This window comes from Ezakiella sp. (assembly GCF_034180565.1).
Taxonomy (GTDB): domain Bacteria; phylum Bacillota; class Clostridia; order Tissierellales; family Peptoniphilaceae; genus Ezakiella.
The window spans coordinates 41,331-65,675 of record NZ_JAXFOB010000022.1; the positions used below are offsets into that span (position 1 = coordinate 41,331).

Sequence of the window (24,345 nt, forward strand, 5' to 3'; positions counted from 1 at the left end):
TCTTAAAATAATTACAAAAAAATAAAAAAAATTAGTAATACTATTGTAATAATTAGAAGTTTATGGTATAATTTTTCGTAGGTGGAGAAGATGAACTATAATAGAATTGAGAAACACTATCAAAACCGTTTTCGATAATTAACTTTAATACACTAATATTGAGCACGATAATCGCAAATGGAAATTGATGTAACTCTTTTGTATTATTTTTCGTTTTTACAAAAACCGCTAAATTACATAGTTATAGCCGCTATACTTATGCTGATATTGAGATTTAAATTTGATTTAACATAAACTCTTTACAAAAAAGTAACGATGTGGTATAATGTATGTAGTGGTAAATATCCACAGAATAAAGGGCTAAGCCCAAAAAACAAGGAGGATATATGTCAAAAAGACTAATCGCAATCTTAGTAGCAGTATTCATGGCTCTAACATTCTTTGCTGGATGTAAAAAGGACAATGCACCAACAGACGAAAAGAAGCCGGATGAAACGACTACAACTGATGAAACAAAAGACACAGAAGACGAAACAACAGATACAACAGAACCTGCTGATGAAACAACTGATGCAAACAAAGGTGAAGTTGTATTCAGAATGACAGGTGGTAAAATCAAAACTTTGAATCCACACCTTTCAGAAACATCTGCAGAAGGAGATGTTTTAACATTAGTTCTCGGAAATATGCTTGAATTAACATATAACGAAGAAAAAGGTACATTTGATTTTACTCCAAACTTAGCTGTTGATCTTCCTGAAAAGAACGAAGACGGAACAGTATGGACATGGAAACTCCGTGAAGACCTACAATGGCCTGACGGAACACCGATCACTGCTGAAGATTTCATCTACTCATGGAAAATGCTTCTTGATCCTAAGCTCAAGAACTTCCGTGGACCTGAAGCTTTCTTCACAGGAGACCTCAGTGTTGTAAACGCAAAGAAATACTGGACAGGTTTTGCTGAAGATAATATTAAACTTCAAGCTCAACAAGAAGAAGAAAAAGCTCTTGAAGAACTTAACAAAGAAATCGAAGGCATGGCTGACGGCGACGAAAAGACAAAGAAACAAGAAGAATACGACAAACGTATGGAAGAACTCGATGCTCACAGAATTTCTGTTGACGAAGAAGACTTGGCAGAAGGCGGAGCTAAATGGGAAGACGTCGGTTTTAAAGCTGTTGACGACTATACAATCGAAATTACTCTTGATTACGCAATTCCTGAAGTAAACTTCTGGTTAGCATTCGTTGGCGGTTCATCAAACTCTCCTGTAAGAAAAGACTTATATGAAGGCGGAATGAACGCTGACAAGACTGAAACAGACTATGGTACAGAAATTTCTAAGATCGACTTTACAGGACCTTACCTCCTAACAGAATGGGTAAGAGACCAATACAGATCATATGAAAGAAATGAAAAATCTCCTTTGAGAGACATTTACACACCGGAAAAAATCACTGAAAGAGTTGTTGAAGACGACAACACTGCACTTCAATTGTTTGAAAACAATGAAACAGATACAGTTGGTTTAAGAGGTGCTAACTACGATAAGTATGAAGAAGACCCACGTTTGGTATTCTCAAAATCAGACTCTGTATGGCAAATGTTCATCAACATGACAGCTACAGATCCTGAAAAAGCATTCTTAACAGATATTAACTTCAGAAAAGCTATGTACTGGGGTATGGACAGACAATCTCTTGCAAAAGACATTTACAAGACAGCTATACCACAACCATGTATCATTGCTGACACAAGAACAGTTGACCCACTTAAAGGTATCACATTCCGTGAAACTGAAGTAGGTAAGGCAAACTATCCTGAAAATGACGGATATGATCCGGAAAAAGCTAAAGAATTCTTCGACAAAGCATATGAAAAATTCGGCAAACAAATGGTTGTTGACATCATGTACTTTGATAACTCTGACCAAATGAAGGGCATGGCAGAATTCCTTGAACAAGAATATGAAAACATGTTCGGAGCAGACAGAATTGATGTTAAGTTGAGAGCAGTTCCATGGAACAACGCTTACGACAACATGCAAAACGGAGACTACGACATGGGATTCGGCGCTTGGACAGGCGGAATCTTCAATCCATGGGGTGGTATGGAAGTTTATACACAAACATTCGGTATCAAATGTGACCAATTCAGATCAGATGAATTCGACGAATTATACAGAAGAACAAACAAGGGCGACTTAATCTTCAAACCACAAGAAAGACTTGAAGCACTTGGAGAAATGGAAAAAATGTTGTTAGACAACGTTCCAATGGTTCCAATGTATCAAACAGAAACCGCACGTCTATATCAAGACAGAATTCACCTTCTAACAAGAGAATGGGTAATTGGTGTCGGTTTTGCTCCAATGCAAGCAGAAATCGATCCGCTTCAATAATAAAATATAATTCGACAAAGAGGGGTACGGCCCCTCTTTGTCCAAATTATGCTCAGAAAGGAGAAAGACAATGGCAAGATATATCGCTAAAAGACTTGTCTTGATGGCTATAACCTTATTTTTAATTATAACTATAAGCTTTTTTGTTATGCACAGTATGCCGGGTAACTTTATTCAAAATAACAAATTACCTGCGGACGTAAAAAAAGCCATGCTTGACAAGTATCACTTAAACGACCCGTTAACAACACAATATGGATATTTTATTAGAGACTTCGCAAAGGGAGACTTTGGTATTTCATTGGTTATCCAACCAAAAGTTCCGGTAAATGAAGTATTAGCTACAAAAATTCCGGTATCAATGCAATTAAATATATTCTCTCTTATTTTCACAATGCCTATAGCTATGATACTTGGTATCTGGGCAGCTATAAGAAAAAATAAGATAGATGACCAAATTATTTCTATTTTAATTATTCTATTTATATCTGTTCCAAGTTTTGTTTATGCATCACTTATGCAATATTACTTAGCATTCAAACTTGGTTGGTTCCCGATCATCACAGAGGTTGGTACAAAATTAACGTGGTCAAAATTCTATTCAATGATTTTACCTATTTTAGCACTTTCCTTCGGTTCAATTGCGGGTGTTGCAAGATATACAAGAGCTGAACTTACAGAAGCACTTAACTCAGAATACATGCTACTTGCTAAATCAAAAGGTTTGAGTCAAGTTCAAGCAACAGTTCGCCACGCTCTCAGAAACTCATTTATTCCACTTGCAAATATTATAATTCCGATGTTCTTACAAATCATGGGCGGTTCTTTAGTTATTGAAAGAATTTTCTCGATTCCGGGCATGGGTAATATTATGGTTGACGCTATCAACGCTTACGACTTTCCGTTGGCAATCGGCGTATTATTCTGGTTCTCATTATTATCGCTTGTAACAATTCTTATTGTTGACTTGAGCTATGGTATTATTGACCCTAGAATCAGATTAGGAGGTAGAGATTAATGTCAGAAAAAAACACAACTCCAAATCTAAATAGTATTCCAAAGGAAAAATTTGAATTTGTTCAAATCGATACAAGACTCCACGACGAAGTAATTCAAGGAGAAGCAATCGGTTTCTTCAAAGACGCAATGATCAGATTCAGAAAAAACAAAGCTGCTCTTGTCAGCTTTATCATCATAGCAATCCTCACATTCATGGCTATCTTTGGACCGTCAATGAGTAAGTATGGATTTGCTGATCAAAATGTTAAATTACAAAATATGCCTCCGAGAGTATCATGGCTAAGCGGCCTTTCACTCTTCTCAGGCACAAGTACAAAAGAAGTTAGAACAGACAATATCGAAAAGAAGTACAAAGATGCTTATATCGGAACTATTTCAACACGTGTTGTAAAAGGAACAGAAATGTCCAAAATCAAATTGGACCCGTATAAACAAAACGACGCAACAGATGTATATTATTGGTTCGGTTCCGACAACCTCGGTCGTGACCTATGGACAAGACTTTGGAGAGGTCTTAGAGTTTCATTCTTGATTTCTCTTATTGCTATGGCTGTTAATATTTTGATCGGTATCATCTACGGTGCTATTTCAGGATACTACGGCGGATGGATTGACCTTTTGATGCAACGTTTCATCGAAGTTATCGGTGGTGTTCCATACTTGGTTATCGTTATCTTATTCGTATTCTACTACGGTCCTGGTATCATTCCTATTGCACTTGCTATGTGTATGACAGGATGGATCGGAATGAGCCGTATGATTCGTGCTCAGTTCTTGAAATATAAAGAAATGGAATATGTTCTCGCATCAAGAACACTTGGTGCTTCCGATAGAACTCTTATCTTCAGACACATTTTACCTAATGCTGCAGGTATTATCATTACAATGTCCGCTCTTGAAATTCCGGGTGCAATTTTCGGGGAATCATTCCTTGCATATATCGGACTCGGTATCCAAGCTCCAGAACCTTCAATCGGGGTTCTGTTGGCAGACGGACAAAAAGTATTGCTTCAATATCCGCACTTAACCATTTTCCCTGCATTTGTTATCTCAATCATGATGATTGCGTTCAACTTGATGGGTAACGGTTTAAGAGACGCATTTGACCCAACATTACGTGGTATAGAATAGGAGGTAAAAAATGGCTGAAAATAAATTACTTGAAGTAAAAGATTTATATGTAACATTCAACACCTATTCAGGAAAAGTTCACGCTGTACGCGGAGTTAATTTTGAAGTCAACAGCGGGGAAACACTTGCTATCGTTGGTGAATCAGGCTCCGGTAAATCCGTTACTGCTCGTGCGGTTATGGGTATTCTTGCAAAGAATGCCAATATCGAACACGGAGAAGTTTTATACAAAGGTGTTGACTTATTAAAATTGCCTGAAAAGGAAATGGCAAAGTATCGTGGAGACGAACTTGCTATGATCTTCCAAGACCCGCTATCATCTCTTGACCCTGTTATGAGAATAGGTAAACAAATTACCGAAGCTGCAGTCTTGAAGAAAAATACAACAAAGGAAGAAGCAAAAGCTAAGGCGCTCAGCCTTATGAAGGCTGTAGGTATCCCTGAGCCGGAAGTGAGATATACTCAATTTCCTTTCCAATTCTCAGGAGGTATGAGACAAAGAATTGTTATCGCAACAGCTCTTGCATGTGACCCTGAGCTTCTTATCTGCGACGAACCGACAACCGCTCTTGACGTTACAGTTCAAGCAAAGATTCTTGAACTTATAAAACAAATTCAAGATGAAAGAAATATCGGTGTTATTTTCATCACACATGACCTCGGTGTTGTTGCACACTTGGCAGACAAGGTTGCAGTTATGTATGCCGGAAAAGTTGTAGAATATGGTACTGTTTATGAAATTTATGAAAAACCTAGACATCCATACACTATGGCACTTCTAGCAGCTATGCCTGACCTTGAAACAGACTCCAACTATGAATTGTACACAATTCCGGGAGCTCCACCAAATATGTTATATCCACCTGTTGGAGATGCTTTTGCACCGAGAAACCAATTCGCTATGCAAATAGACCTTGAACAACAACCGCCGTTCTTTGATGTTTCGGAAACTCACAGAGCAGCAACATGGTTATTGCACCCGGATGCTCCGGATGTAGAACTCGATGCGTTTAAGAACAAGGTAAAGAGCTTCTCGAACCAAACGGTTTCTAAATATCACCACACAGAAAAGGAAGAACCGCTATTAAGTGTTAGAAATCTTAAACAACACTTCACAAGTGGACGTGGAAAGAATAAAATCGTCGTTAAAGCAGTCGATAATGTTTCTTTCGACATTTATAGAGGCGAAAGCTTCGGACTTGTTGGAGAATCAGGATGTGGTAAGACAACAACAGGTCGTACAATCATCAGACTTTACAAACCTACAGACGGAGAAATTATATACAAGGGCAAAGATATTGCCGGTAAACTTACAAAAGAAGAAGCAAGAGAAGTTCACCAATCAATTTCTATGATTTTCCAAGACCCTATCGCTTCAATCAACCCGAGAATGACAGTTAAGGAAATTATCGGCGAAGGTCTTAGAATCAACAATCTAGTTAAGAGTGAAGAAGAACTTGAAAAACTTGTATATCAAATGCTTGAAACAGTTGGTTTAACAAAGGAACACGCAAACAGATATCCGCACGAATTCTCAGGTGGACAAAGACAAAGAATCGGTGTAGCTAGAGCGCTCATTACAAATCCTGACTTTGTTATCGCTGACGAACCGGTTTCTGCACTTGACGTTTCTATCCAAGCTCAAGTATTGAATCTTTTGAACTCGATAAAGAGAAAACTTGGTTTGACAGTTATGTTTATCGCACATGACTTGTCAGTTGTTAAATACTTCTCCGACAGAATCGGGGTTATGTATTATGGTAAGTTGGTTGAATTAGCAGATGCTGAAGAATTATACAGAAATCCAATTCACCCATATACAAAGGCATTGTTATCCGCAATTCCTATTCCGGACCCTAGAATTGAAAAAGGACGTAAGCACTTGGTTTATGACCCTTCAATTCATGATTATTCACAAGATAAGCCGACTATGGTTGAAATTAAGCCAGGTCACTTCATTTTCTGCAACAAGAAAGAACTTGAAGAATACAAAAAAAGCTTACAATAAAAATAATATAAAATAAGGGGGCATCTCGCGTACTTCTACAAAGTTCATTGATATTTATGATATTTGTGGCTACGTGAATGCCCTTTAAATTTTTTAGAGGTGTATATGAAGGTAAATAAAATTTTTAAATTTCTTGCACTGGCTTTTATAATACTTTTTGTAGTTTCTATTTTTGCAATCGAGATCCTTTATGAAGGAGGAGACGTTAATCGTCTTTCTGATAAGGAATTAACTCCTGAAATGGTTTCGAAAATTGCTCGATATTCAACTATATATGAGTATTTAATAGTTTTTCTATTTGCACTTTTGGGATATGCGTTTGTAAGTACATTCAAACTTTTGACAAGTCCACTGGTTGGTGGAAAAGTTTACAAAGTTGTACTTTCTGTAGTTTTATATATTTCATGCATAATAATTTCCATAAGAGGATATTCGGTTATAATCAATTCTGACTTTTTATTAAATTTCAGCGGAAAAATTACCGAGCATGCATATAAGACAGTATGGCCACATGTCTCGATTTTAATTATGTTAATTTGTGCAAAGGCTGTTGAAAGATCGATTAAAAAAGACATCAGCATGCTTTATGAAAATGTAAGAAATACAAAAAACAGATACAATAATTATGATGAACTCAAGGATATTTTGGGGGAACATTCGAAAAAGTTATAAATAGAATTTTATTTTAATTATATTTCAAATTATTTTATGAATAAGACTATATTGATTTTATAAATCGTATTAATATTTAAATTTAAAGGCAAATAACTGTTTTTAAAAATCATTTATAGTTGACTGAAGTTTAGATATAGTATTTTTTTACCTTAATTTTTAATTAGTTAAATCATTAAAAACAGTACAATAATATATTTATAAAATTATAGGATTATAAATAAGAAATCAATAAGCGAATTTATAATTAAAATATTATTTTAAGACAATAGTTAAGGAGCTTTATTATTATGAGATTTTTATTAGAATATGTGGTGGGATATGATAAATTATAATACTTCTAAACCTATCGAACCGCCTAAAAAGATATTTTCTTATCAAGCATTATATTTTATTTTTTCTTTACTTGCAATTCTATATATGGTAAACGAAATTGTAGTTTTTGATTTAGTTGTTTCCGGATACATAAAATCGGGAGCAACTAATTTTGGTGCAGACGACAATACTATTTATTTGATATTAAGTATGATATCAAGAATTTCAATTCCGCTTGGAGCTTTTCTTGTGTTTTTAAGTGCGCGTAGAGCAGATAAAAAGTTTATTTTAAATTTAACTGTAGTAACTGTTTTATTTGAAATAATATATGATTTATATTCTTTTGATAAGTTTATAGATATAAAATTTCAAAGTCCGTTATTTGCAATTTTACTCGGCGCATTTTTCACAATTGCTTGGCAGTATTTTGATTTTAAAAAGATTATGAGACTTCCTTTAGCTGCGCTATATATATTCATATCAATAAATATAGGTGTGGATTATGGCTTCATTATAGGAATTTTATTTATCATTCTTAATTATCTCGAGCCGAATAGAAAGGGGCAGGCACTTTTTAGTTTTGCTATTTGTATTCCGGGAGCAAGTATGGTTGTTGCGCCAATTTTTTATTATTTTTATGATGAAAACAACAATAGAAAGAACTACAACAGTTCTTTAAATTTTATTTTTCCTATAATCGCTTTATTGTTGTGGCGATTAAGAATATTAATTTTGAGATAGGAGATTTTTATGGAAATTCAAAATTATGTCGATAAGACGCTATTAGGATGGATTTATTACAATGAGAATTATACTCATGGGGAAAATTCAAATGCTATTAACAGAGTATGTTATGTATATCCGTGCTATATTTTAGTTGATGATGAGACGGTTGTGCCGATTGATCCGGCGGATTTTCCGATGCTTGGAAGTTTTGAGGTTAGAATTCAGGGAGGCTTTTCGGCGGAGGATGTGGTTGACAAACTTTCACATCTTGTAAAGGCGAGACTTAATATTATTCCGGAAGAAGATACGGACCAACAAAACAATCACTACAGATTAAAGTTTAACCCGACTTACAGCGAAGAAATAAGCGAAGTATGGCTTGAAGGTTTTAAGGACAGCAATTTTTATCAAGTTGTCAAAACAGACCTTTCAATTGAAGATATATTAAAAAGAAAATCAATAGATTATTTTTTAGATAATATTTATACAAAATATATTGTTGTAAAAAACAAAGAGGGCTATTTCGGTCCGTTTGATTATTATGTTGAAAACAATCAAATTAAATTATTTGCAACTGACAAATTTGACTATCATATTTTAAAACCGAATCCTGCAATCATTTCAAAGGAAGTTTTAAGAGTAGGGGACAGAGCAGACAACGGGGTGGATTTAGTTATGGCAAAATCCATGTCGGATTCGGCGGATTTAAAGGATTCATATGACTTTATAAATGATACTACTCTCTTGGATAAGATTCTCGCGATTTTTGAAGAGAGAAAAATGACGGATAGAAATCAGATTAAAGAGTTAAAAAAGCTATTACTCACGCAAATCGACCCTGAAAAATATCCGAATATTACAGAAACACGTTTGATAAAACTGAAGGAACTGATTAGAACTTCGGAATATCAAGACGATTTTCTCTCGAAGATTTCTTTTTATCTTATGGAAGATGAAGAAAATCAAGATTTTGTTTTAAGAAAGATTTTGGATACCAGATTTGACGAGCTTGAAGAACGCTCTACAAGATTTATTGAAGTGAGAGAAAGACTTGATGAGTTAAATAGAGAGAAATCAAATCTGGAAAGCACTTTGGAAACTATAAGAAACGAAGTTTCCGATGCGAGAAGTTTTATTTTAAAAGAAAATGAAGAACTTTCAAATAAATTAAATGAAGAGATTGAAAAGCTGCAAAATAAGCGTGATGAGCTTGATGCGGAAATAAAAGCGCTGATTGGAATCTATGACCTTGCGTCCGTCGATTCTACTTTAAAGAACGATATCAGTGCAAGAGAAGAGCAAATAGATGAACTCTCACAAACTCGCGACGGTATCTTAAAAGAGCTTAGAGACGGCATTGACGAGTTTCAAAACACAGGACGAGTGATTGGTCTTGCACTTAAGGAAAAAGGCTTTAATGATATCCTTATGACCGTTAGAGGCACAAAGAATTTTGAATACAGACCTTATGAATGTGTTTCATATGCAGATTTTGATTCGAAAGATGAAATAGTAGACTATGTATTATATAGAATGAATAAGGTTTACAATCACAGAATTTCAAGAAACGGTGTTATAAATCTTTTGGTACTTTTTGCACAAAATTTCATTGTGAACTTCGACGGAAAAACCGGAAGCGGAAAAACTTCGAGGGCGACGGCGTTTTTAAATGCAATCGGATTAAATTCGCAAAACAATCGTTTTGTTCGTGTAAATGTTGACCCTGATGTCAGATCGGTTAGAGATTTGGTAGGCTTCTACAACCCGAACACCGGTGAAATTGTAAAGAATAACAGAAGGCTTTATGATTTGTTTGAAATGATGGAAAAAGATGCTGAAAATGTTATGTCGTGCGTGCTTTTTGACAATGTGAACTCTTCTATTCCGGAGCACTATCTCTCAGGTTTTATAGATAAAAAGATTGATGAGACTATGAATATTAGTTTAGGCGGCGGAAGAGAATTTGAAATAAAACCGAGTTTGAGAATTCTCACAACTATCACGGATGACCACACGGGTTTCATATTGTCCGACAGATTCTATGACAATTCCGCAACGTCGACACAAAATTACGACGGTAGAAGCGTATATAAATTAAATAATTTGGAAATCGAAGATATGGGAGCCGTTTCATACAACGATTTAATGCGATTTGACGAAAGAAAATCTTTTCCAAATGATTTTGAAATAAAATTCAATTCGCTCATGTCAATTTTTAGAAAGAACGGAGCATATATTTCATCCAGGTCGGAAGAAAAGGCGAGAAATTATATTGAATCAGTTCACGATATGATGGATCTTTCGTCACCTATGCAAAAATTCCTTCCTATTGAACTTGCGATAAGTCAATTTATTTTACCGAATTTAAATCTCGACAAGATGAACGATAGATTTTTCTCAGGCATTTTAAACGAGCTGAAAAATATGCAACTATTGGAAAGCAGATTCAAGGATATAAAGGCTACAAAAGACAGAATAGATATTGAAAGCCGACTTGACTTTTAGGAGGTGATACTATTAAAAGTTACCTCGTACTGCACTGCATTTATCCAAAAAACGATTTGGTAATCGATATGGATGAAGAGAAGAAGTCCTCTTTTTTGAAGGGCTGTGTTTTTGAAAACGGTTTATATAGTATCGATTACATCACATATACCGACAAAGAGATTGCCGAAGGTATTCTTTTTGTAGATTCGGAGCCGATTGGGGAAATAGAGTTTGTAAAAAAACAGGACAGCAGATATGAATACAGATTTTTATTTCAGACGCCGGCGGGCGGTCGAGTTCGGTCGTATCCATTTTTGATGCTCATTGATTCGATTAGGATGAATCTTTTTATCAGATTCGAAGATGATGAAGAGATGAATCTTCAATCCGAAAGAATTCTCGTTACGACTAAAAACGACACCGACAGAGAAAATCTTAATGATATGATTTATTATATCGCTTCCGATAAGGGGCTATACAGAGAAATAAATTCGGAGAGCTCAGAGTCAGGACTCATTGTGAGCAGCATAAATAATTATTTCGACAGAGTTTTTATGGCGGTTCAAAAATATAAATCTTATTTCTTTCCTCAAAACAGCTCTATGGGTTTAAGTGCATCGAAAACAACCAGACAGGGGCGTGTAAATTTTCTTACAAAAAGAGAAAATATGGAGCCAGGCTCGGACGAAGAAAGAGTACAACTGATAAGATTTTTGAATATGCTTTATAATGATGCATCAAATATTTTAAAGGAGTTTGAAGATATTCTTTTAAAAAACACAAAAAGATTTCGCGATTTAAAGAAAAATATTCCGAGCGGATTTTCGGCTCCTGTAATAACGACTCAAGAGCTAAGAATAAAAAAAGGCTTCAAAGAATACAATAAACTTAGGAGAAATATTGCGAAGTTAAGAAGGCTTCTTGAGATTATGGGCTCTTTTAACAGACGCGTTCCAAAGGATTCTTTCAGACCCAAGAAAAATTTTAAAATTAAAGAAATAAATGACTTGATTTTTATATGGCAAAAAAATAGAAATATGGGTCTTTCATATCAAAAATTTTTTTATAACATTGAATCCCTTGACAAGCTCTATGAATACTACTGTCTTGCAAGGCTGCTAAATTTTATAGACTCAAACGGCTATTTGCCGGACAGGGAAAGGGACATTAACTACAATTACAAGACGGCAAATGAGCTTTTTGAAAATGAAGAGTTTTTGTATAATACATTTTATAGAAAAAGAGATGATTTGAAACTTACGCTTTATTTTCAACCGGTTATATACGGCGACCGCTACGAAAACGAAATCGGACTTTTGAGAACGAGCGGTTGCGATGTGATGTACACGCCGTATAACAAGACCGGGAACTACTATAGCCCTGACTTTGTTCTAAAAATAAGCGGAAAAAAAGATGCTTATTTGATTTTGGATTCAAAGTTTCAAACCAGAAATACAATTTTAAAAGGACATATGGAAGAGGTTATAAGTAAATATTTCATTCAAATAAGAGATGAGAACTTTGAAAGAAGCCAATATGTATATATTTTGCAGGGAAGAACGGACGAATGCTTAAATATGCTTTGGAATTACGAAAATAATGAATCACTCCGAAAAAAAGATATTTCAACTTTTGGAATTATACAATTTTCTCCTGATGTAAAAATGAATATTTATTTTGAAGATATACTTGCAAAGCTTGAAAGCGTAGCAAGGGACAAATAAAAAGAGCTGCACATAATAATTGTGCGGCTCTTTTTTCGTCTATATAAATACAACTTTTTCAGTTCTTTCTTTTTCTTTTGGAGTTTCGTCGCTGTATCCGAGTGCCAACATTCCGTACGAGATATGATCTTCAGGGATTTTAAATTCATTTAAAACCTTTCTTACGATTTCGCTGTTGTTTTCTCGAAGTTGATTTATCCAGACGGCACCGATTCCGAGAGCGTGGCTTGCGAGATACATATTTTCCATTGCGGTTGAGGTGTCGGCGTCGCCGAGTCTCAAATCTTTTGGCACCGTGACGATTATTAGCGCCTTTGCATCGTAAATTCTGTAGTTTTGAAGTTCGAGGGAATCGCCGATTGCCTTTGCGAGTTTTTGAATGTCTTCTTCTTTTGTAAGGACGGTGAAAAGCCTTTGTTGTTTGTTCATGCCCGTAGGAGATGCTTTTCCGCACTCTACGATTTTCTCAAGAGCTTCTCTTGGGAGCTCTTTGTCCTTAAATTTTCTTGTGCTTCTTCTGGTTAAAAGATTTTCGATTGCATCCATTAAAATTGTTCTCCTTAAGTAGATATCCGCCCTCCAAAATGAAGAGCGGATAATAAATTTATAGTTATGCCATAAAAGCTTTATAAGCTTTGTAGCACATATATGTGTCGGCTTTACTTGTAACTTCCATAGGTGCGTGCATGCATAGAACAGCAGGTCCGCAGTCTACAACTTCAGCGCCGTATTTTGCAAGTAGAAGAGCAATTGTTCCTCCGCCACCCTTGTCAACGGCTCCGAGTTCTCCTGTTTGCCAGGTGACATTGCTATCGTCAAAACATTTTCTGACTTCTTGTAGGAATTCAGCGTTTGCGTCTGATGAGCCGCCTTTTCCGCCTGAGCCTGAATATTTTGAAACTACGATTCCGCATCCTATATATGCGGTGTTTTGTGCTTCAACAGCATCTGCGAAGTCAGGGTCATAACCAACTGTTACGTCAGCTGAAAGAACTTTTGAATTTTTAAGAGTTCTGTTTACGTCAAGAGCGGAATAGTTTCCTTCCAAGTTTACGAGTTCGTGAACGAGGTTTTCCCAGAAATATGAAGCCATACCTGTATTTCCCATTGAACCGATTTCTTCTTTGTCCATGAATAGACCGAGAGCAGTTTTTTCAGGATTTTCAACTTCGAAGATTGCGCGCATTGTTGCGTATGCACAAACTCTGTCATCTTGTCCGTATGCGATAACCATACTTCTGTCGAGACCTAAATCTCTCGATTTGCAAGCAGGAACAACTTCGAGTTCAGCGATTTGGAAATCTTCTTCTTCGAAATTGTATTTTTCTTTAATAAGCTTTAAAATATTTTCTTTTACAGCATCTTTTTCCTTGTCTTTAAGAGGAATTGAGCCGAAAAGAACATTAAGTTGTTCGCCTGTAATTGCTTCGCGCATAGGTTTTGATTGTTGGTCGCGTGAAAGGTGAATCAAAAGGTCGGTTACTGTGAAAACAGGATCGTTTATATCGTCTCCGATTGCAATTTCGATTCTTTCACCGTCTTTATTGTAAACAACTCCGTGAATAGCGAGTGGAATTGTTGTATATTGATATTTTTTAACTCCGCCGTAATAGTGAGTTTTAAGTTTTACAAGTCCCTTGTTTTCATAGAGCGGATTCGGTTTTAGGTCAAGTCTCGGGGAGTCAATGTGTGCTCCGACAATTTGAAGACCTTCACTCAAAGGCTTTGAGCCGTAAACGATAAGAGCAACTGATTTGTTCTTGTGGTTTACAAAATATTTTCCACCTTTTTCAAGTTTACCTTCGGATTTAATCACTTCTTCAAGGTCCTTGAAACCGTTTTCTTTTGCTCTTTTGATAATTTCTTGATTTGCAAGTCTTTCTGTTCTTGCGATGTCCAAGAATTTTTTGTAGTCATCGTTGTAGTCAAAAACTTCTTTTGTTTCAGCTTCATCGAGCTTTAACCATGTATTTTTTCTAACCATAAAAAATCTCCTTTCTTTTCTATAATACTATTATAACAGATTCTGAAAATAATGTCATCTTTATGGGTATAACATAAGGGAGGTGTTTAATTTGTTATTAAAAAATGTTAAAGTTATAGATCCTGCTTCGGAGAAAGATTTCGAAGGGGATGTACTGATAAAAAACGGATATATAGAAAAAGTTCTTGAGGGAAATTTGGACTGTGATTCAAATGAGGAGGTTTTTGATTTAAGCGGAAAAATTCTTGCACCTTCATTTTTTGATACACATGTTCATTTCAGAGATTTCGAAGAATCGGACAAGGAAACATATGAAACCGGTGCGCACGCTGCGCTAAGAGGCGGATATACTCATGTTTGTGCAATGGCAAACTCTAAACCTCCGATTGATTCCGTCTCAAAATACGAAGAAGTTCAGGAAAAGATAAAAAATATTCCCATAGATATTTATCAAGCGGTAAATATGACAATCGGTATGAAGGGTGAGAATTTGACGGACTTCGAGAGTCTGAAAAAAATCGGAGTCAAATGTATTACCGATGACGGTTTTCCGATTGTACGGGAAGATATCATGATTGAAGCGCTGAAGCTGTCTCAAGAATACGGATTTATTTTGAGTCTTCACGAAGAGGACCCCAGTTTTATAGAACATCCGGGATATGACGACACGGCAAACAGAAAAGCGGAAATCTCAATTATAGAAAGAGATTTGAAGCTTTTGGAAAAATATGGCGGACATATAAATATTCAACATCTCTCGAGTAAAGAAAGCGTTGAACTTTTAAGGGATGCAAAAAAAAGCGGATTGAAACTTACGTGCGAGGTAACGCCGACTCATCTATTTTTTACAAAGGATATGGTCGAAAAGTACGGAACGCTTTTAAAGGTAAATCCGCCGGTGAGAACCGAAGAGGACAGAGTCGCTTTGATTGAGGGTCTAAAAGACGGCACAATCGATATGATAGCAACAGACCACGCTCCACACACTGCCGGGGATAAAAAACTCGGTGAGTTCAAGTCGAAGAGCGGACTTATATCGATTGAAACGGCATTTTCAGTTGCAATGGAAAAAATATATCACGAAAAAATAATGTCGATGAGGGAAATTATAAGATGCTTGTCGACAAACCCACGTGCACTCTTTGGAATAAAATCCCCGATTGCTACGGGTGAAAGGGCGGATTTGGTCGTGCTTGACAAAGGTGCGGAATATATTTATGACCATTCATACAGCAAGTCCAATAATACACCGCTTTTCGGCAGAAAGATGATTGGAAAAGTTTTGATGACAATAAAGGATGGAAAAGTTCTTTATAACGATTTGAAGGAGGGAACAAGTGAAGATAGGTTTAATTGTTAATCCGATGGCGGGCATCGGCGGATCTGCGGCGCTTAAAGGAAGTGACGGCAAGGAAATTCAAAAGCTTGCACTCGAGCGTGGAGCGAAGCCGAAGGCAAATGATCGCGCAAGGGAAGTGTTTGAAATCTTAAAAAGTGAAAACAGTCTCCCTGAAATTGTTTCGGCTCCGGGAGTTATGGGAGCGGAAATGCTCGAGAGCCTAGACATTTCTCATAAAGTAGTCGGACATATAAAAAATGAAACGACGGGCGAAGACACGACTGAAATTGCGAAAGAAATTTTAAAAGAGAATGTGGACCTTCTCGTTTTTGCAGGGGGAGACGGAACGGCAAGAAATATATATGACGCGGTAAAAGAAAATCTTCCGGTTGTGGGGATTCCTGCCGGGACAAAAATGCACTCGGCAGTTTTTGCAAACACGCCGAAATCCGCTGCGTTTCTAATAAACAGAATGATGGACGGACAAAAAGTCGACAAGATTTTAGAAGAGGTCATGGATATTGACGAAGAAGCGTTTAGAAAAGAAATTTTGAATGTAAAGCTCTACGGATATATGTATGTGCCATATGTTTCGAATTTGATGCAGGCGTTAAAGAGTCCGTCAACTGCCGGGGGACAAGCTGATATCGATACGATTTGTCACTGTGCCGTCGACAATATGGAAGAGGACGTGCTCTATTTTATAGGAACGGGCTCAACTCTAAAACCGATTGCGGAGATTTGCGGCTATGATGGTTCTCTTTTGGGAGTCGATGCGGTTTTAAATAAAAAACTTGTCGGGAAAGATTTATCGGAAAAGGAAATATTGGAACTCATTCAAAAATATGGAAAGAGCAAAATCATTGTCACGGTTATTGGTGGACAAGGTTATATATTCGGTCGCGGCAATCAACAGTTTTCACCTGAGGTAATAAAAAAAGTAGGAAAAGAAAATATAACGGTGCTTGCGACGAGAAAAAAATTAAATTCAATCCAAGGGCCTTTAAGAGTCGATACGGGAGACGAAGACGTAAATGATATGCTAAGAGGATATGTAAAAGTTTTAGTGGACTATGATTTCTACTCAATGAAAAAAGTTGAATAAATAAAAATAACTCTCAATCAATTCGATTGGGAGTTATTTTATGTCAAGATTCAAAACGTCTTTTAATTTTAGAGTTGAACCTTTTCTCTCTATATTAAGTGCATTTATAATCATTTTTGAAAGTTCGCCCCGCTTAATGCTGTCGCCGTCTTTTGCAGATACGCCTTCAGCAAGACCAAGCGAATCGGAAAGCGTTACGATTAAATCCGGATTCTTTGCCTCTTCTTCGTAGCCCAAAATTCTAAGCAGGATTGTTTCAAGCTGAAGAACTGTAACATCGTCGCCGACGCCGAATTTTGTCTCGGATTTTCCTTCCATAATTCCTTTTTCGGCAGCCCAGATAATGAACGGTCTGTAATAAGCTTTGCTGTCAACATCTTTAAATTCAAGCTTTCCTGTCATAGACTTTGCTCTTTTTTCCTCTGAATAAAGTCTTGCAATGATTATTACAAGATCCTGCCTTTGAAGAGTTTCGTCGAGCATCAAATCGCCCTTTGTATCGCCTTTCATAATATCAGCTTTTTCAAGAAGTTTCGCTTCGTTATAATATCTAGTTGGATAAGCTTTTACAGTTGAATTTATACATAATAAAATGACTAAAAACAAAGTAAAGAGCGAATTAAATATTCTCTTCAACTCAGTGAGCTCCTTTCAAGTTTATACAAAAACAATAAGTGCGTCCGCACCTACTTATATGATACTTTATATAGGGGCTTTTTTCAATAGAATTTGTATAAACGTCACGAAAATGTAATATAACGAAATTAATATTTCAATTGTGAAACATAAATGTAACACTCATGTGATTGACATTTCAATGTTTAAAGTGTACAATTATAGATAGATTCGAATGAATTTACTTAAGGAGGATGGAAATGAACAAGAAGATTACTAAATTTGCGGCTATAGCACTGGTTGTTTTAATGCTACCGGTTTCGACATTTGCCGCCAGTTTTAAAGATATCACAAATAAACATTGGGCAAAGACTTATATTGAACAATGTGCGGACCTTGGATTTATAAACGGATTCCCGGATGGAACTTTTAAACCGAATGCACCGATAAGATTTACGGAACTCGTTAAAATGTTGTCGAACTTTTTAAATGTATCCGAAGCTGATATGCAAGTTGCAGAAAGCACATATGGGGCGACTTTAAACAGTTTGAAACCGACGGCATGGGTAAGACCGTATCTTTTAAAATGTCTTTCAAAAGATGTAATAAGTGTGGATTTGCTAAATAATGCTGCTAAGAGCGGTTCGCCGTCTATGATAAAGGACAATGCACAATATCCGTTTTCAAGAAGCGACACGACAATGTTATTCTGTAGAGCCATGGGACTTGACCCGGTTCCTACAAATTTAACTTATAAAGATACAGAAAAGATTAAAACTTCTGTAATTCCTTATATTGGAGCACTTCAAAAAGTTGGAGTTTTAAATCCGCAAGGAGACGAAAACGGAAATTTCAGACCTACAGATCCACTTTCAAGAGCTGAAGTTGCAAAAATGCTATATGTTGCAAATTCATATATCCAAGCAAACGGAAACAAATTGAATAACAATCCGACACCGGTTCCTACAACACCGACAGCACCTTCAAATCTTGAAAATGTTATGGGTGTAGTAAAGTCAATGTTCGGAATGGGCAGCGGACAAAATTACATCTCAATAAATACTCCGAATAACGAACTTAAAGTTTATAACTTCCCGGCAAGTGCAAACGTTAAAGTTAACGGTAAAACAAGCAGCGCATCAAATGTTAAGGAAGGAATGGAAGCGGTTCTTACAATTTCAGGGGAAACTGTTTATTCGGGAGAATTTAAAGACGCTATAAAAAATATTGAAGGAACGATTAAAGAAATCAGAAGCAACAATTACGATGCAAAGATTGAATACAAGGAAAATAACAGCACAAAAACTATAACTCTCGACTTTAGAAACGCCGACATAAAACTCGACGGCAAGACTGCAAGATTTGATGAATTGAGAGAAGGATATGATGTAAAAGTAACTTATAGCGAAGACAAAGCAACAAAAGTTGAAGCTAAGAAAAATATTACATTTGCGGGATTCTTTGAAAAATTTGAATATGACTCAAGAAATAGAGAATACAGAGTTTATTATAGACCTGATTCAAATTCAAGCAGAAGTGAATATTATGTTTTAGACGACAATGTCTATATCAATAAATCAAACCGTAGCATAAGTGCAAGATCGTTAACATCAAGAAACGGAAACACTTATTTCACAAAAGGTCAACCTGTAAGCTTCGAGTTCTACAGAGGAAAAAATGATATTGTCACAGGAATCTACTACGATTTTGATGGCAATGTAAGAGACGGAAATATTTACGGATATATTTATAACGACGTAAGAAGAAATTACTCTACGATAGATATATCACCAAAACTATATAAAGATACTCGTAGAAGTGAATATATCTCAATAAACATCGATAGTTACACTGATGTTTATGCATACAATAGCAATAGAAGATTGGACTTAGTAAATCTAAGAAGAGATATGCTTGTTAATATAAAAATGAAAAACGGTGTAGCAACATCAATTGAAATTTTGAACAACACATATGACGGAATTCCGGCAGGAACATATGTTGGAGAATTGTATCAAATCTATTCTCGTGAAGGATATATAGATTTAGATACGTCTGTAAAAAGCAACTATTACTACAATTCTTATGACAATGCAAAGATTGAAAACGGTCCAAACCAAATTCCATTTGACGATTATAAAACAAAATTCTATTTGGATGGAAAAGCTATGTCAATCACTCAAATGATGCAAGCAATAGAAAATCGTTCATACAATGTTTACTTTGAAGCAGTTGTTAAGGTTGAATTGAAAGACGGCAAATATATTGCAACGGAAGTAAATGCTAAAACAACACCTTTTAACTATTAAACCAAAAGCCCTTCGGGGCTTTTTTTATTACATAGAATTCGGGTATAAATAAGATATGAACAAAAATTTTGAAATCAGATATTTAAAAAGAGCAATTTATATTTTAAACAAAATATATGAGTTGTCGGGATATGATGCATATTTGGTTGGAGGTGCGGTTCGAGATTTTCTTTTAAATCGAAGCACCTCTGATTTTGATGTTGCGATAAATGTAGAATCCGTTGACGTTTTTAAAGATAGATTTTTTAGAAATGAATTCAAATTTTTAAGATATGAAAAGAGTTATAAAGCTTTCAAGTTTATAGACAAAAAGACGGGGCTCAAGTTTGAATTTACGCCTATGCGTAAGGAGTTTTATGGAAAAGGGAATAAACCGAAAATAGTTTTCACGGACAGACCGGAGATTGATTACAAAAGGCGAGATTTTACGATTAATGCATTATATATGGATAGAAATGGAACAATTCTTGATTTTTCAAATGGTATTTCGGATTTATATAATGATAAACTTAGATTTATCGGTGATGCTGAGAAAAGAATTCACGAAGACCCAAAGAGAATTATTCGAGCGATTAAATTCTCCGAGTCTTTAAATTTGAAATTTGATAAAGAGACTTATAATGCTATAGATAAATATTTTTATTTGGTTAAAAATATAAATAAAGAATATAGATTTAAAAATTTTAAGAAATTTATTTTAAATCAAAATCCTATATTTTTTAATCTGATTTGCAAAGAAGGATTGGTATATAAAAATTTTTATTTAAGTAAAATTCAAGATAGAGAACAATTAATTCGAAATTTTTTAGAAAAAAACTATATAAAATTTGAAATTTTAGTCACTGCATTAATTATTAAAATGGAAATTACCAAAATGGAAGTATTTTTAGACTTTATAGGTTTTACAAACAAAGAGATTTTAAAAATTAAATCGCTTGTTAATTTTTATATTTCTTCAGAGGATTTTTTGGATATTTTAGTTAAAATTTTGGGTAAATATGGAATCGATACACTTTATGATTTATATGATGTTTTAAATTTCATTCGATTTGTGTGGGGACTTTCGGACGAAGAAAGTGAAAAAATTGACAAATTGGCAAAAATCATTCATAATATAGAGAGGGGTTTGATTCCAACTTCGATTAACGAGGTCGATATAAACGGCGAGGACCTAATGAAAATTGGATTCAAAGGAGCCCAAATCGGCGAGATTTTAAATGAGCTTTTCGAAGCTACATTGTTTGGAGAGAAAAATGAGAATGAACATCTAATCAATCTTGCTGAAATTTCTTATAAAGAAATCCGGAGGTAATATGAAAAAATATTTTGGTACGGACGGAGCTCGCGGAATAGCTAATAAGGAGCTTACAAACGAGTTTCTATATAAAACGGGAAGAGCGATTGTAAAATATTTAAAAAAGGACAGACCGACTGTTGTCGTTGGAATGGATACAAGAATTTCGAGTAAGATGCTTCAGATGAGTTTGATGTCGGGCGTAATTGCCGAAGGGGGCATTGTCTACGACTTGGGAATTGTACCGACACCGGCAGTCGCATATATTGCGAGAAAAAACAATGCCGATATTGCGGTTATGATAAGCGCAAGCCACAATCCGTATGAATACAACGGCGTGAAACTTATCGGAGGCGACGGTTACAAGCTTTCCGATGAAATCGAAGAAGAAATCGAGTCCATTATCGATTCGATTGAAGGCGATGAAAAAAGTTACGATGAAATTGGAGAATACCGCGACGGAACTGATTTTAAAGAAGATTATGTAAAACATATTTTGGAAATTCCAAAGCACAGTTTAAAGGGTCTGAAAGTCGGTATCGATTCGGGCGACGGAGTTATGAGTTATTATGCTGAAAGAATTTTCAAAGAGCTCGGATGCGAGGTTAAGAAGATTTTCTCAAACGGCGACGGAAGACACATAAACGAAAAGAGCGGTTCAACATGTCCGGAAAAGGTTGCTGAGCTTGTTTTAAAAGAAAAGCTTGACTTCGGAGTCTGTTTTGACGGGGATGCCGACAGAGTTATATTCTCCGATGAGAAGGGGAATGTGCTCGACGGGGATCATATTATTGCGTATTCTGCAAAGAATTACCTCGAAGAAGGTAAACTTAAAAACGACGGTGTTGTCACTACAACTATGAGCAATATGGCTTTCGAAGAATATTTGAAAGAAAATAATATAAAACTCGAAAGAGCCGATGTCGGCGACAGATATGTTATGGAGGGAATGAGAAAACACGATTTTGTGATTGGCGGTGAAAAATCCGGACATATAATTTTTCTCGACCACAACACAATGGGGGACGGTGTACAAACTGCGGTCATTGTTGCAGATATGCTCGCAGCGAGAAATGAAAAAGCATCGGTCATCGGTGAAGCCTACAAAGATTATCCGCAAGTCCTCGTAAATGCAAGTGCGGACGATAATTTAAAGAAAACTTTTAGAGAAAATAAAAATATTTCGCTTGCAATTGAAAAGATGCATGAGAGACATCCGAACTATAGAGTTTTAATCAGACCTTCGGGAACTGAAAAATTTGTAAGAATTATGCTTGAAGGAACGGATTTGGAAGAACTTAAAGCTGAGGCAAATACTCTTAAAGATGTAATAGAAAAGGAGGCATAACATGATAAAAATTGTTGTGGATTCTTGTTGTGAACTTAATTTGGATATGATGGAAGGCGTTGATGTTTCATTTGTTCCATTCAAGTTGTCAATCGGCAGTAATGATTTTCTAGATGATGAAAATTTAAATATCGAGGATTTCAGAATTAAGATGGAAGAATCGAAAGAACCGGTTAAAACGGCATGTCCGTCTCCGATGGATTTTTTTGAAAAATTTGAAGGCGATATAGTTTATGTAGTAACTATAACAAGCGAGCTTTCTGGAACTTATCAATCGGCAATGATTGCAAAGGAAATGTATTTAAAGGAATATCCGGGAGCAAAGGTTCACGTTTTCGACTCAAGAAGTGCAGTTGCCGGAGAGACTGCTGTTTTTCTAAATCTTGTTAAATGCATAAAAGAAGGTAAGTCTTTTGAGGAGACGGTCGCAGATACGGAAGATGTTATTAATCGTTCATCGACTATAATAAATCTTGCAAGTCTTTCGAACCTTGCGAAGAACGGAAGAATTCCGAAAATTGCGGGAAAACTTTCGAAAGTTTTAAATATTAGAATGATTGGAAAAGCGAAAGATGGGAAAATCGTGCCGGTTTCAATTGAAAGAGGCTTGAAACGCTCGGTAAAATCTTTAGTAAATAAAGCGCTCGATATATGCGACAAGAGTTTAAAGACGGCGATTGTCATCAGCGAAGCGAATGCACTTGAAGCTGCAAAAGAAGTGAGGGAAATGCTTCTTAAAGATTTTCCTGACAGAATTATAGAAATTACGGGCATGAAGGGTCTAAGTACCACTTATGCCGAAGAAGGCGGATTGGTGTTACATTTATAATGAAAGTATTATTAGCTATGAGTGGCGGAGTTGATTCGTCGCTATGTGGGCATCTCTTGCAGGAAATGGGCCACGAGGTCCACGGTGTTACATTTGATACGGGGATGACCGATAGAGAAAAATTTAAAAAGGATGTAGAAGATGCAAAAGCTGTGGCAGAGTCTTTAGGATTTGGCCACAGCGTTGTGGAATATAAAGATTATTTTAGAAAAAATGTTGTCAATCCATTTATAGACGCCTATCTTGCCGGAAAGACTCCGAATCCGTGCATTATTTGTAATCGTGTTCTAAAATTCGGGACTCTTATGGATTATGCAATTTCGCACGGATATGATATGCTTGCGACGGGCCACTATGCGAATGTTGGCAAAATTGGAGATAGATATTTACTTAAAAAAGCGAAAGATGAGAGAAAAGATCAGACGTATTTTATGTACGGTGCGTCAAATTTGGACCGCGTGATTTTCCCTCTCGGCGGTTTTACAAAAACTGAAACGAGAGAACTTGCCCACAAGATTGGAATCAAGACTATGGACAAAAAGGATTCTCAGGAGGTTTGTTTTATCAGTACGAATTATCGTGACTTTTTAAATGCTGAAAATGTGAAGCTCCCGGTTGAGGGTAATTTTATTGATATAGATGGAAATGTACTCGGAAAACACGAGGGAACTTTTAATTATACAATCGGGCAAAGAAAGGGACTCAATATTGCACTTGGTGCAAGAGCCTATGTCATTGATATCGATACAAAAAACAACACCGTGACTTTGGGAGATGAGTCATATCTTTTCAAGAAAACGGTTGTTGCTAAGATGCCGGAAACGGTGGACGCAAATCTTCTTGAAGACAAGGTTTATGAAGTAAAAACGAGATATAAGCTTCATGGAGACCCGGCAAGAGTAAGGTTTGACGGAAAGTATTTAATCGGCGAGTTTGAAAAAGGAGTAAGAGCTCCTGCCGTCGGGCAATCTATGGTTGTTTATGACGGCGATTATGTTATTACCGGGGGTGAGATAGTCGATGCCTACTAAAAT

General features: G+C 36.0%; 18 protein-coding genes. 15 read left to right on the top strand and 3 right to left on the bottom strand.

Going from position 1 to position 24,345, the window contains the following annotated elements; genetic code table 11:
- The first annotated feature begins 386 nt into the window (after window positions 1–386).
- The 8 genes from SPI61_RS04720 (at window position 387) to SPI61_RS04755 (ending at window position 12,488) form a co-directional block, all read left to right on the top strand.
- Complete coding sequence (locus SPI61_RS04720) at window positions 387–2,405, top strand: ABC transporter substrate-binding protein (protein WP_321136967.1); 2,019 nt, start codon at window positions 387–389, stop codon at window positions 2,403–2,405.
- A 37-nt stretch (window positions 2,406–2,442) separates the two neighbouring features.
- The gene (locus SPI61_RS04725; protein ID WP_321136968.1) at window positions 2,443–3,423 is read left to right on the top strand and encodes an ABC transporter permease; all 981 of its coding nucleotides are present in this window, start codon (window positions 2,443–2,445) and stop codon (window positions 3,421–3,423) included.
- Complete coding sequence (locus SPI61_RS04730) at window positions 3,423–4,556, top strand: ABC transporter permease (protein ID WP_321136969.1); 1,134 nt, start codon at window positions 3,423–3,425, stop codon at window positions 4,554–4,556. The genes SPI61_RS04725 and SPI61_RS04730 overlap by 1 nt, the downstream gene beginning before the upstream one ends.
- A 10-nt stretch (window positions 4,557–4,566) precedes the next feature.
- Entirely contained in the window at window positions 4,567–6,564 is a 1,998-nt protein-coding gene (locus tag SPI61_RS04735; protein ID WP_321136970.1) for an ABC transporter ATP-binding protein, read from the top strand.
- A 105-nt stretch (window positions 6,565–6,669) separates the two neighbouring features.
- Window positions 6,670–7,236 carry a hypothetical protein gene (locus SPI61_RS04740; RefSeq protein WP_321136971.1) on the top strand — a complete coding sequence of 189 codons (567 nt, stop codon included), beginning with the start codon at window positions 6,670–6,672 and terminating at the stop codon, window positions 7,234–7,236.
- Between the two features lie 321 nt (window positions 7,237–7,557).
- Window positions 7,558–8,292, top strand: coding sequence for a hypothetical protein (locus tag SPI61_RS04745; protein WP_321136972.1), 735 nt, complete (start codon window positions 7,558–7,560; stop codon window positions 8,290–8,292).
- 9 nt (window positions 8,293–8,301) lie between these two features.
- Window positions 8,302–10,782 (top strand): hypothetical protein, encoded by a 2,481-nt coding sequence (locus tag SPI61_RS04750; protein ID WP_321136973.1) that lies wholly within the window; start codon window positions 8,302–8,304, stop codon window positions 10,780–10,782.
- A 68-nt stretch (window positions 10,783–10,850) separates the two neighbouring features.
- A complete protein-coding gene (locus SPI61_RS04755) occupies window positions 10,851–12,488 on the top strand; it encodes a hypothetical protein (protein ID WP_321136974.1) in 1,638 nt (545 codons plus the stop codon).
- A gap of 39 nt (window positions 12,489–12,527) precedes the next feature.
- Here SPI61_RS04755 and SPI61_RS04760 read toward each other — a convergent pair whose 3' ends face one another.
- Both SPI61_RS04760 and SPI61_RS04765 read right to left on the bottom strand, forming a co-directional pair.
- The gene (locus SPI61_RS04760; RefSeq protein ID WP_321136975.1) at window positions 12,528–13,034 is read right to left on the bottom strand and encodes a nitroreductase family protein; all 507 of its coding nucleotides are present in this window, start codon (window positions 13,032–13,034) and stop codon (window positions 12,528–12,530) included.
- Between the two features lie 64 nt (window positions 13,035–13,098).
- A complete protein-coding gene (locus SPI61_RS04765) occupies window positions 13,099–14,472 on the bottom strand; it encodes an aminopeptidase (RefSeq protein WP_321136976.1) in 1,374 nt (457 codons plus the stop codon).
- A 91-nt stretch (window positions 14,473–14,563) separates the two neighbouring features.
- Between SPI61_RS04765 and SPI61_RS04770 the strand changes: the two genes are divergently transcribed.
- Both SPI61_RS04770 and SPI61_RS04775 read left to right on the top strand, forming a co-directional pair.
- Complete coding sequence (locus SPI61_RS04770; RefSeq protein WP_321136977.1) at window positions 14,564–15,832, top strand: dihydroorotase; 1,269 nt, start codon at window positions 14,564–14,566, stop codon at window positions 15,830–15,832.
- Window positions 15,810–16,916, top strand: a complete 1,107-nt coding sequence (locus tag SPI61_RS04775; RefSeq protein WP_321136978.1) for an ATP-NAD kinase family protein — start codon at window positions 15,810–15,812, stop codon at window positions 16,914–16,916. Before SPI61_RS04770 ends, SPI61_RS04775 begins: the two co-directional genes overlap by 23 nt.
- A 33-nt stretch (window positions 16,917–16,949) precedes the next feature.
- On the opposite strand, the gene SPI61_RS04780 is transcribed toward SPI61_RS04775, so the two are convergent.
- On the bottom strand, window positions 16,950–17,552 hold the full coding sequence (locus SPI61_RS04780; RefSeq protein ID WP_321136979.1) for an S-layer homology domain-containing protein: 603 nt from the start codon (window positions 17,550–17,552) through the stop codon (window positions 16,950–16,952).
- A gap of 239 nt (window positions 17,553–17,791) precedes the next feature.
- Here SPI61_RS04780 and SPI61_RS04785 point away from each other — a divergent pair, with 239 nt between their 5' ends.
- Genes SPI61_RS04785 through mnmA form a run of 5 tightly spaced genes read left to right on the top strand, consistent with a single transcriptional unit; the run spans window position 17,792 to window position 24,342 of the window.
- A complete protein-coding gene (locus SPI61_RS04785) occupies window positions 17,792–19,840 on the top strand; it encodes an S-layer homology domain-containing protein (RefSeq protein ID WP_321136980.1) in 2,049 nt (682 codons plus the stop codon).
- 55 nt (window positions 19,841–19,895) lie between these two features.
- Window positions 19,896–21,152, top strand: a complete 1,257-nt coding sequence (locus tag SPI61_RS04790; RefSeq protein ID WP_321136981.1) for a hypothetical protein — start codon at window positions 19,896–19,898, stop codon at window positions 21,150–21,152.
- 1 nt (window position 21,153) lies between these two features.
- Entirely contained in the window at window positions 21,154–22,482 is a 1,329-nt protein-coding gene (locus tag SPI61_RS04795) for a phosphoglucosamine mutase (protein WP_321136982.1), read from the top strand.
- A gap of 1 nt (window position 22,483) precedes the next feature.
- A complete protein-coding gene (locus tag SPI61_RS04800; protein ID WP_321136983.1) occupies window positions 22,484–23,311 on the top strand; it encodes a DegV family protein in 828 nt (275 codons plus the stop codon).
- Window positions 23,311–24,342, top strand: a complete 1,032-nt coding sequence (gene mnmA / locus SPI61_RS04805) for a tRNA 2-thiouridine(34) synthase MnmA (RefSeq protein WP_321136984.1) — start codon at window positions 23,311–23,313, stop codon at window positions 24,340–24,342. The genes SPI61_RS04800 and mnmA overlap by 1 nt, the downstream gene beginning before the upstream one ends.
- Window positions 24,343–24,345: the final 3 nt, after the last annotated feature.

Coding starts and splice junctions, on each gene's coding strand:
- SPI61_RS04720 (WP_321136967.1), top strand. CDS start 387: ATGTCAAAAAGACTAATCGCAATCTTAGTAGCAGTATTCATGGCTCTA.
- SPI61_RS04730 (WP_321136969.1), top strand. CDS start 3,423: ATGTCAGAAAAAAACACAACTCCAAATCTAAATAGTATTCCAAAGGAA.
- SPI61_RS04735 (WP_321136970.1), top strand. CDS start 4,567: ATGGCTGAAAATAAATTACTTGAAGTAAAAGATTTATATGTAACATTC.
- SPI61_RS04740 (WP_321136971.1), top strand. CDS start 6,670: ATGAAGGTAAATAAAATTTTTAAATTTCTTGCACTGGCTTTTATAATA.
- SPI61_RS04745 (WP_321136972.1), top strand. CDS start 7,558: ATGATAAATTATAATACTTCTAAACCTATCGAACCGCCTAAAAAGATA.
- SPI61_RS04750 (WP_321136973.1), top strand. CDS start 8,302: ATGGAAATTCAAAATTATGTCGATAAGACGCTATTAGGATGGATTTAT.
- SPI61_RS04755 (WP_321136974.1), top strand. CDS start 10,851: ATGGATGAAGAGAAGAAGTCCTCTTTTTTGAAGGGCTGTGTTTTTGAA.
- SPI61_RS04760 (WP_321136975.1), bottom strand. CDS start 13,034: ATGGATGCAATCGAAAATCTTTTAACCAGAAGAAGCACAAGAAAATTT.
- SPI61_RS04765 (WP_321136976.1), bottom strand. CDS start 14,472: ATGGTTAGAAAAAATACATGGTTAAAGCTCGATGAAGCTGAAACAAAA.
- SPI61_RS04785 (WP_321136980.1), top strand. CDS start 17,792: ATGAACAAGAAGATTACTAAATTTGCGGCTATAGCACTGGTTGTTTTA.
- SPI61_RS04790 (WP_321136981.1), top strand. CDS start 19,896: ATGAACAAAAATTTTGAAATCAGATATTTAAAAAGAGCAATTTATATT.
- SPI61_RS04795 (WP_321136982.1), top strand. CDS start 21,154: ATGAAAAAATATTTTGGTACGGACGGAGCTCGCGGAATAGCTAATAAG.
- SPI61_RS04800 (WP_321136983.1), top strand. CDS start 22,484: ATGATAAAAATTGTTGTGGATTCTTGTTGTGAACTTAATTTGGATATG.
- mnmA (WP_321136984.1), top strand. CDS start 23,311: ATGAAAGTATTATTAGCTATGAGTGGCGGAGTTGATTCGTCGCTATGT.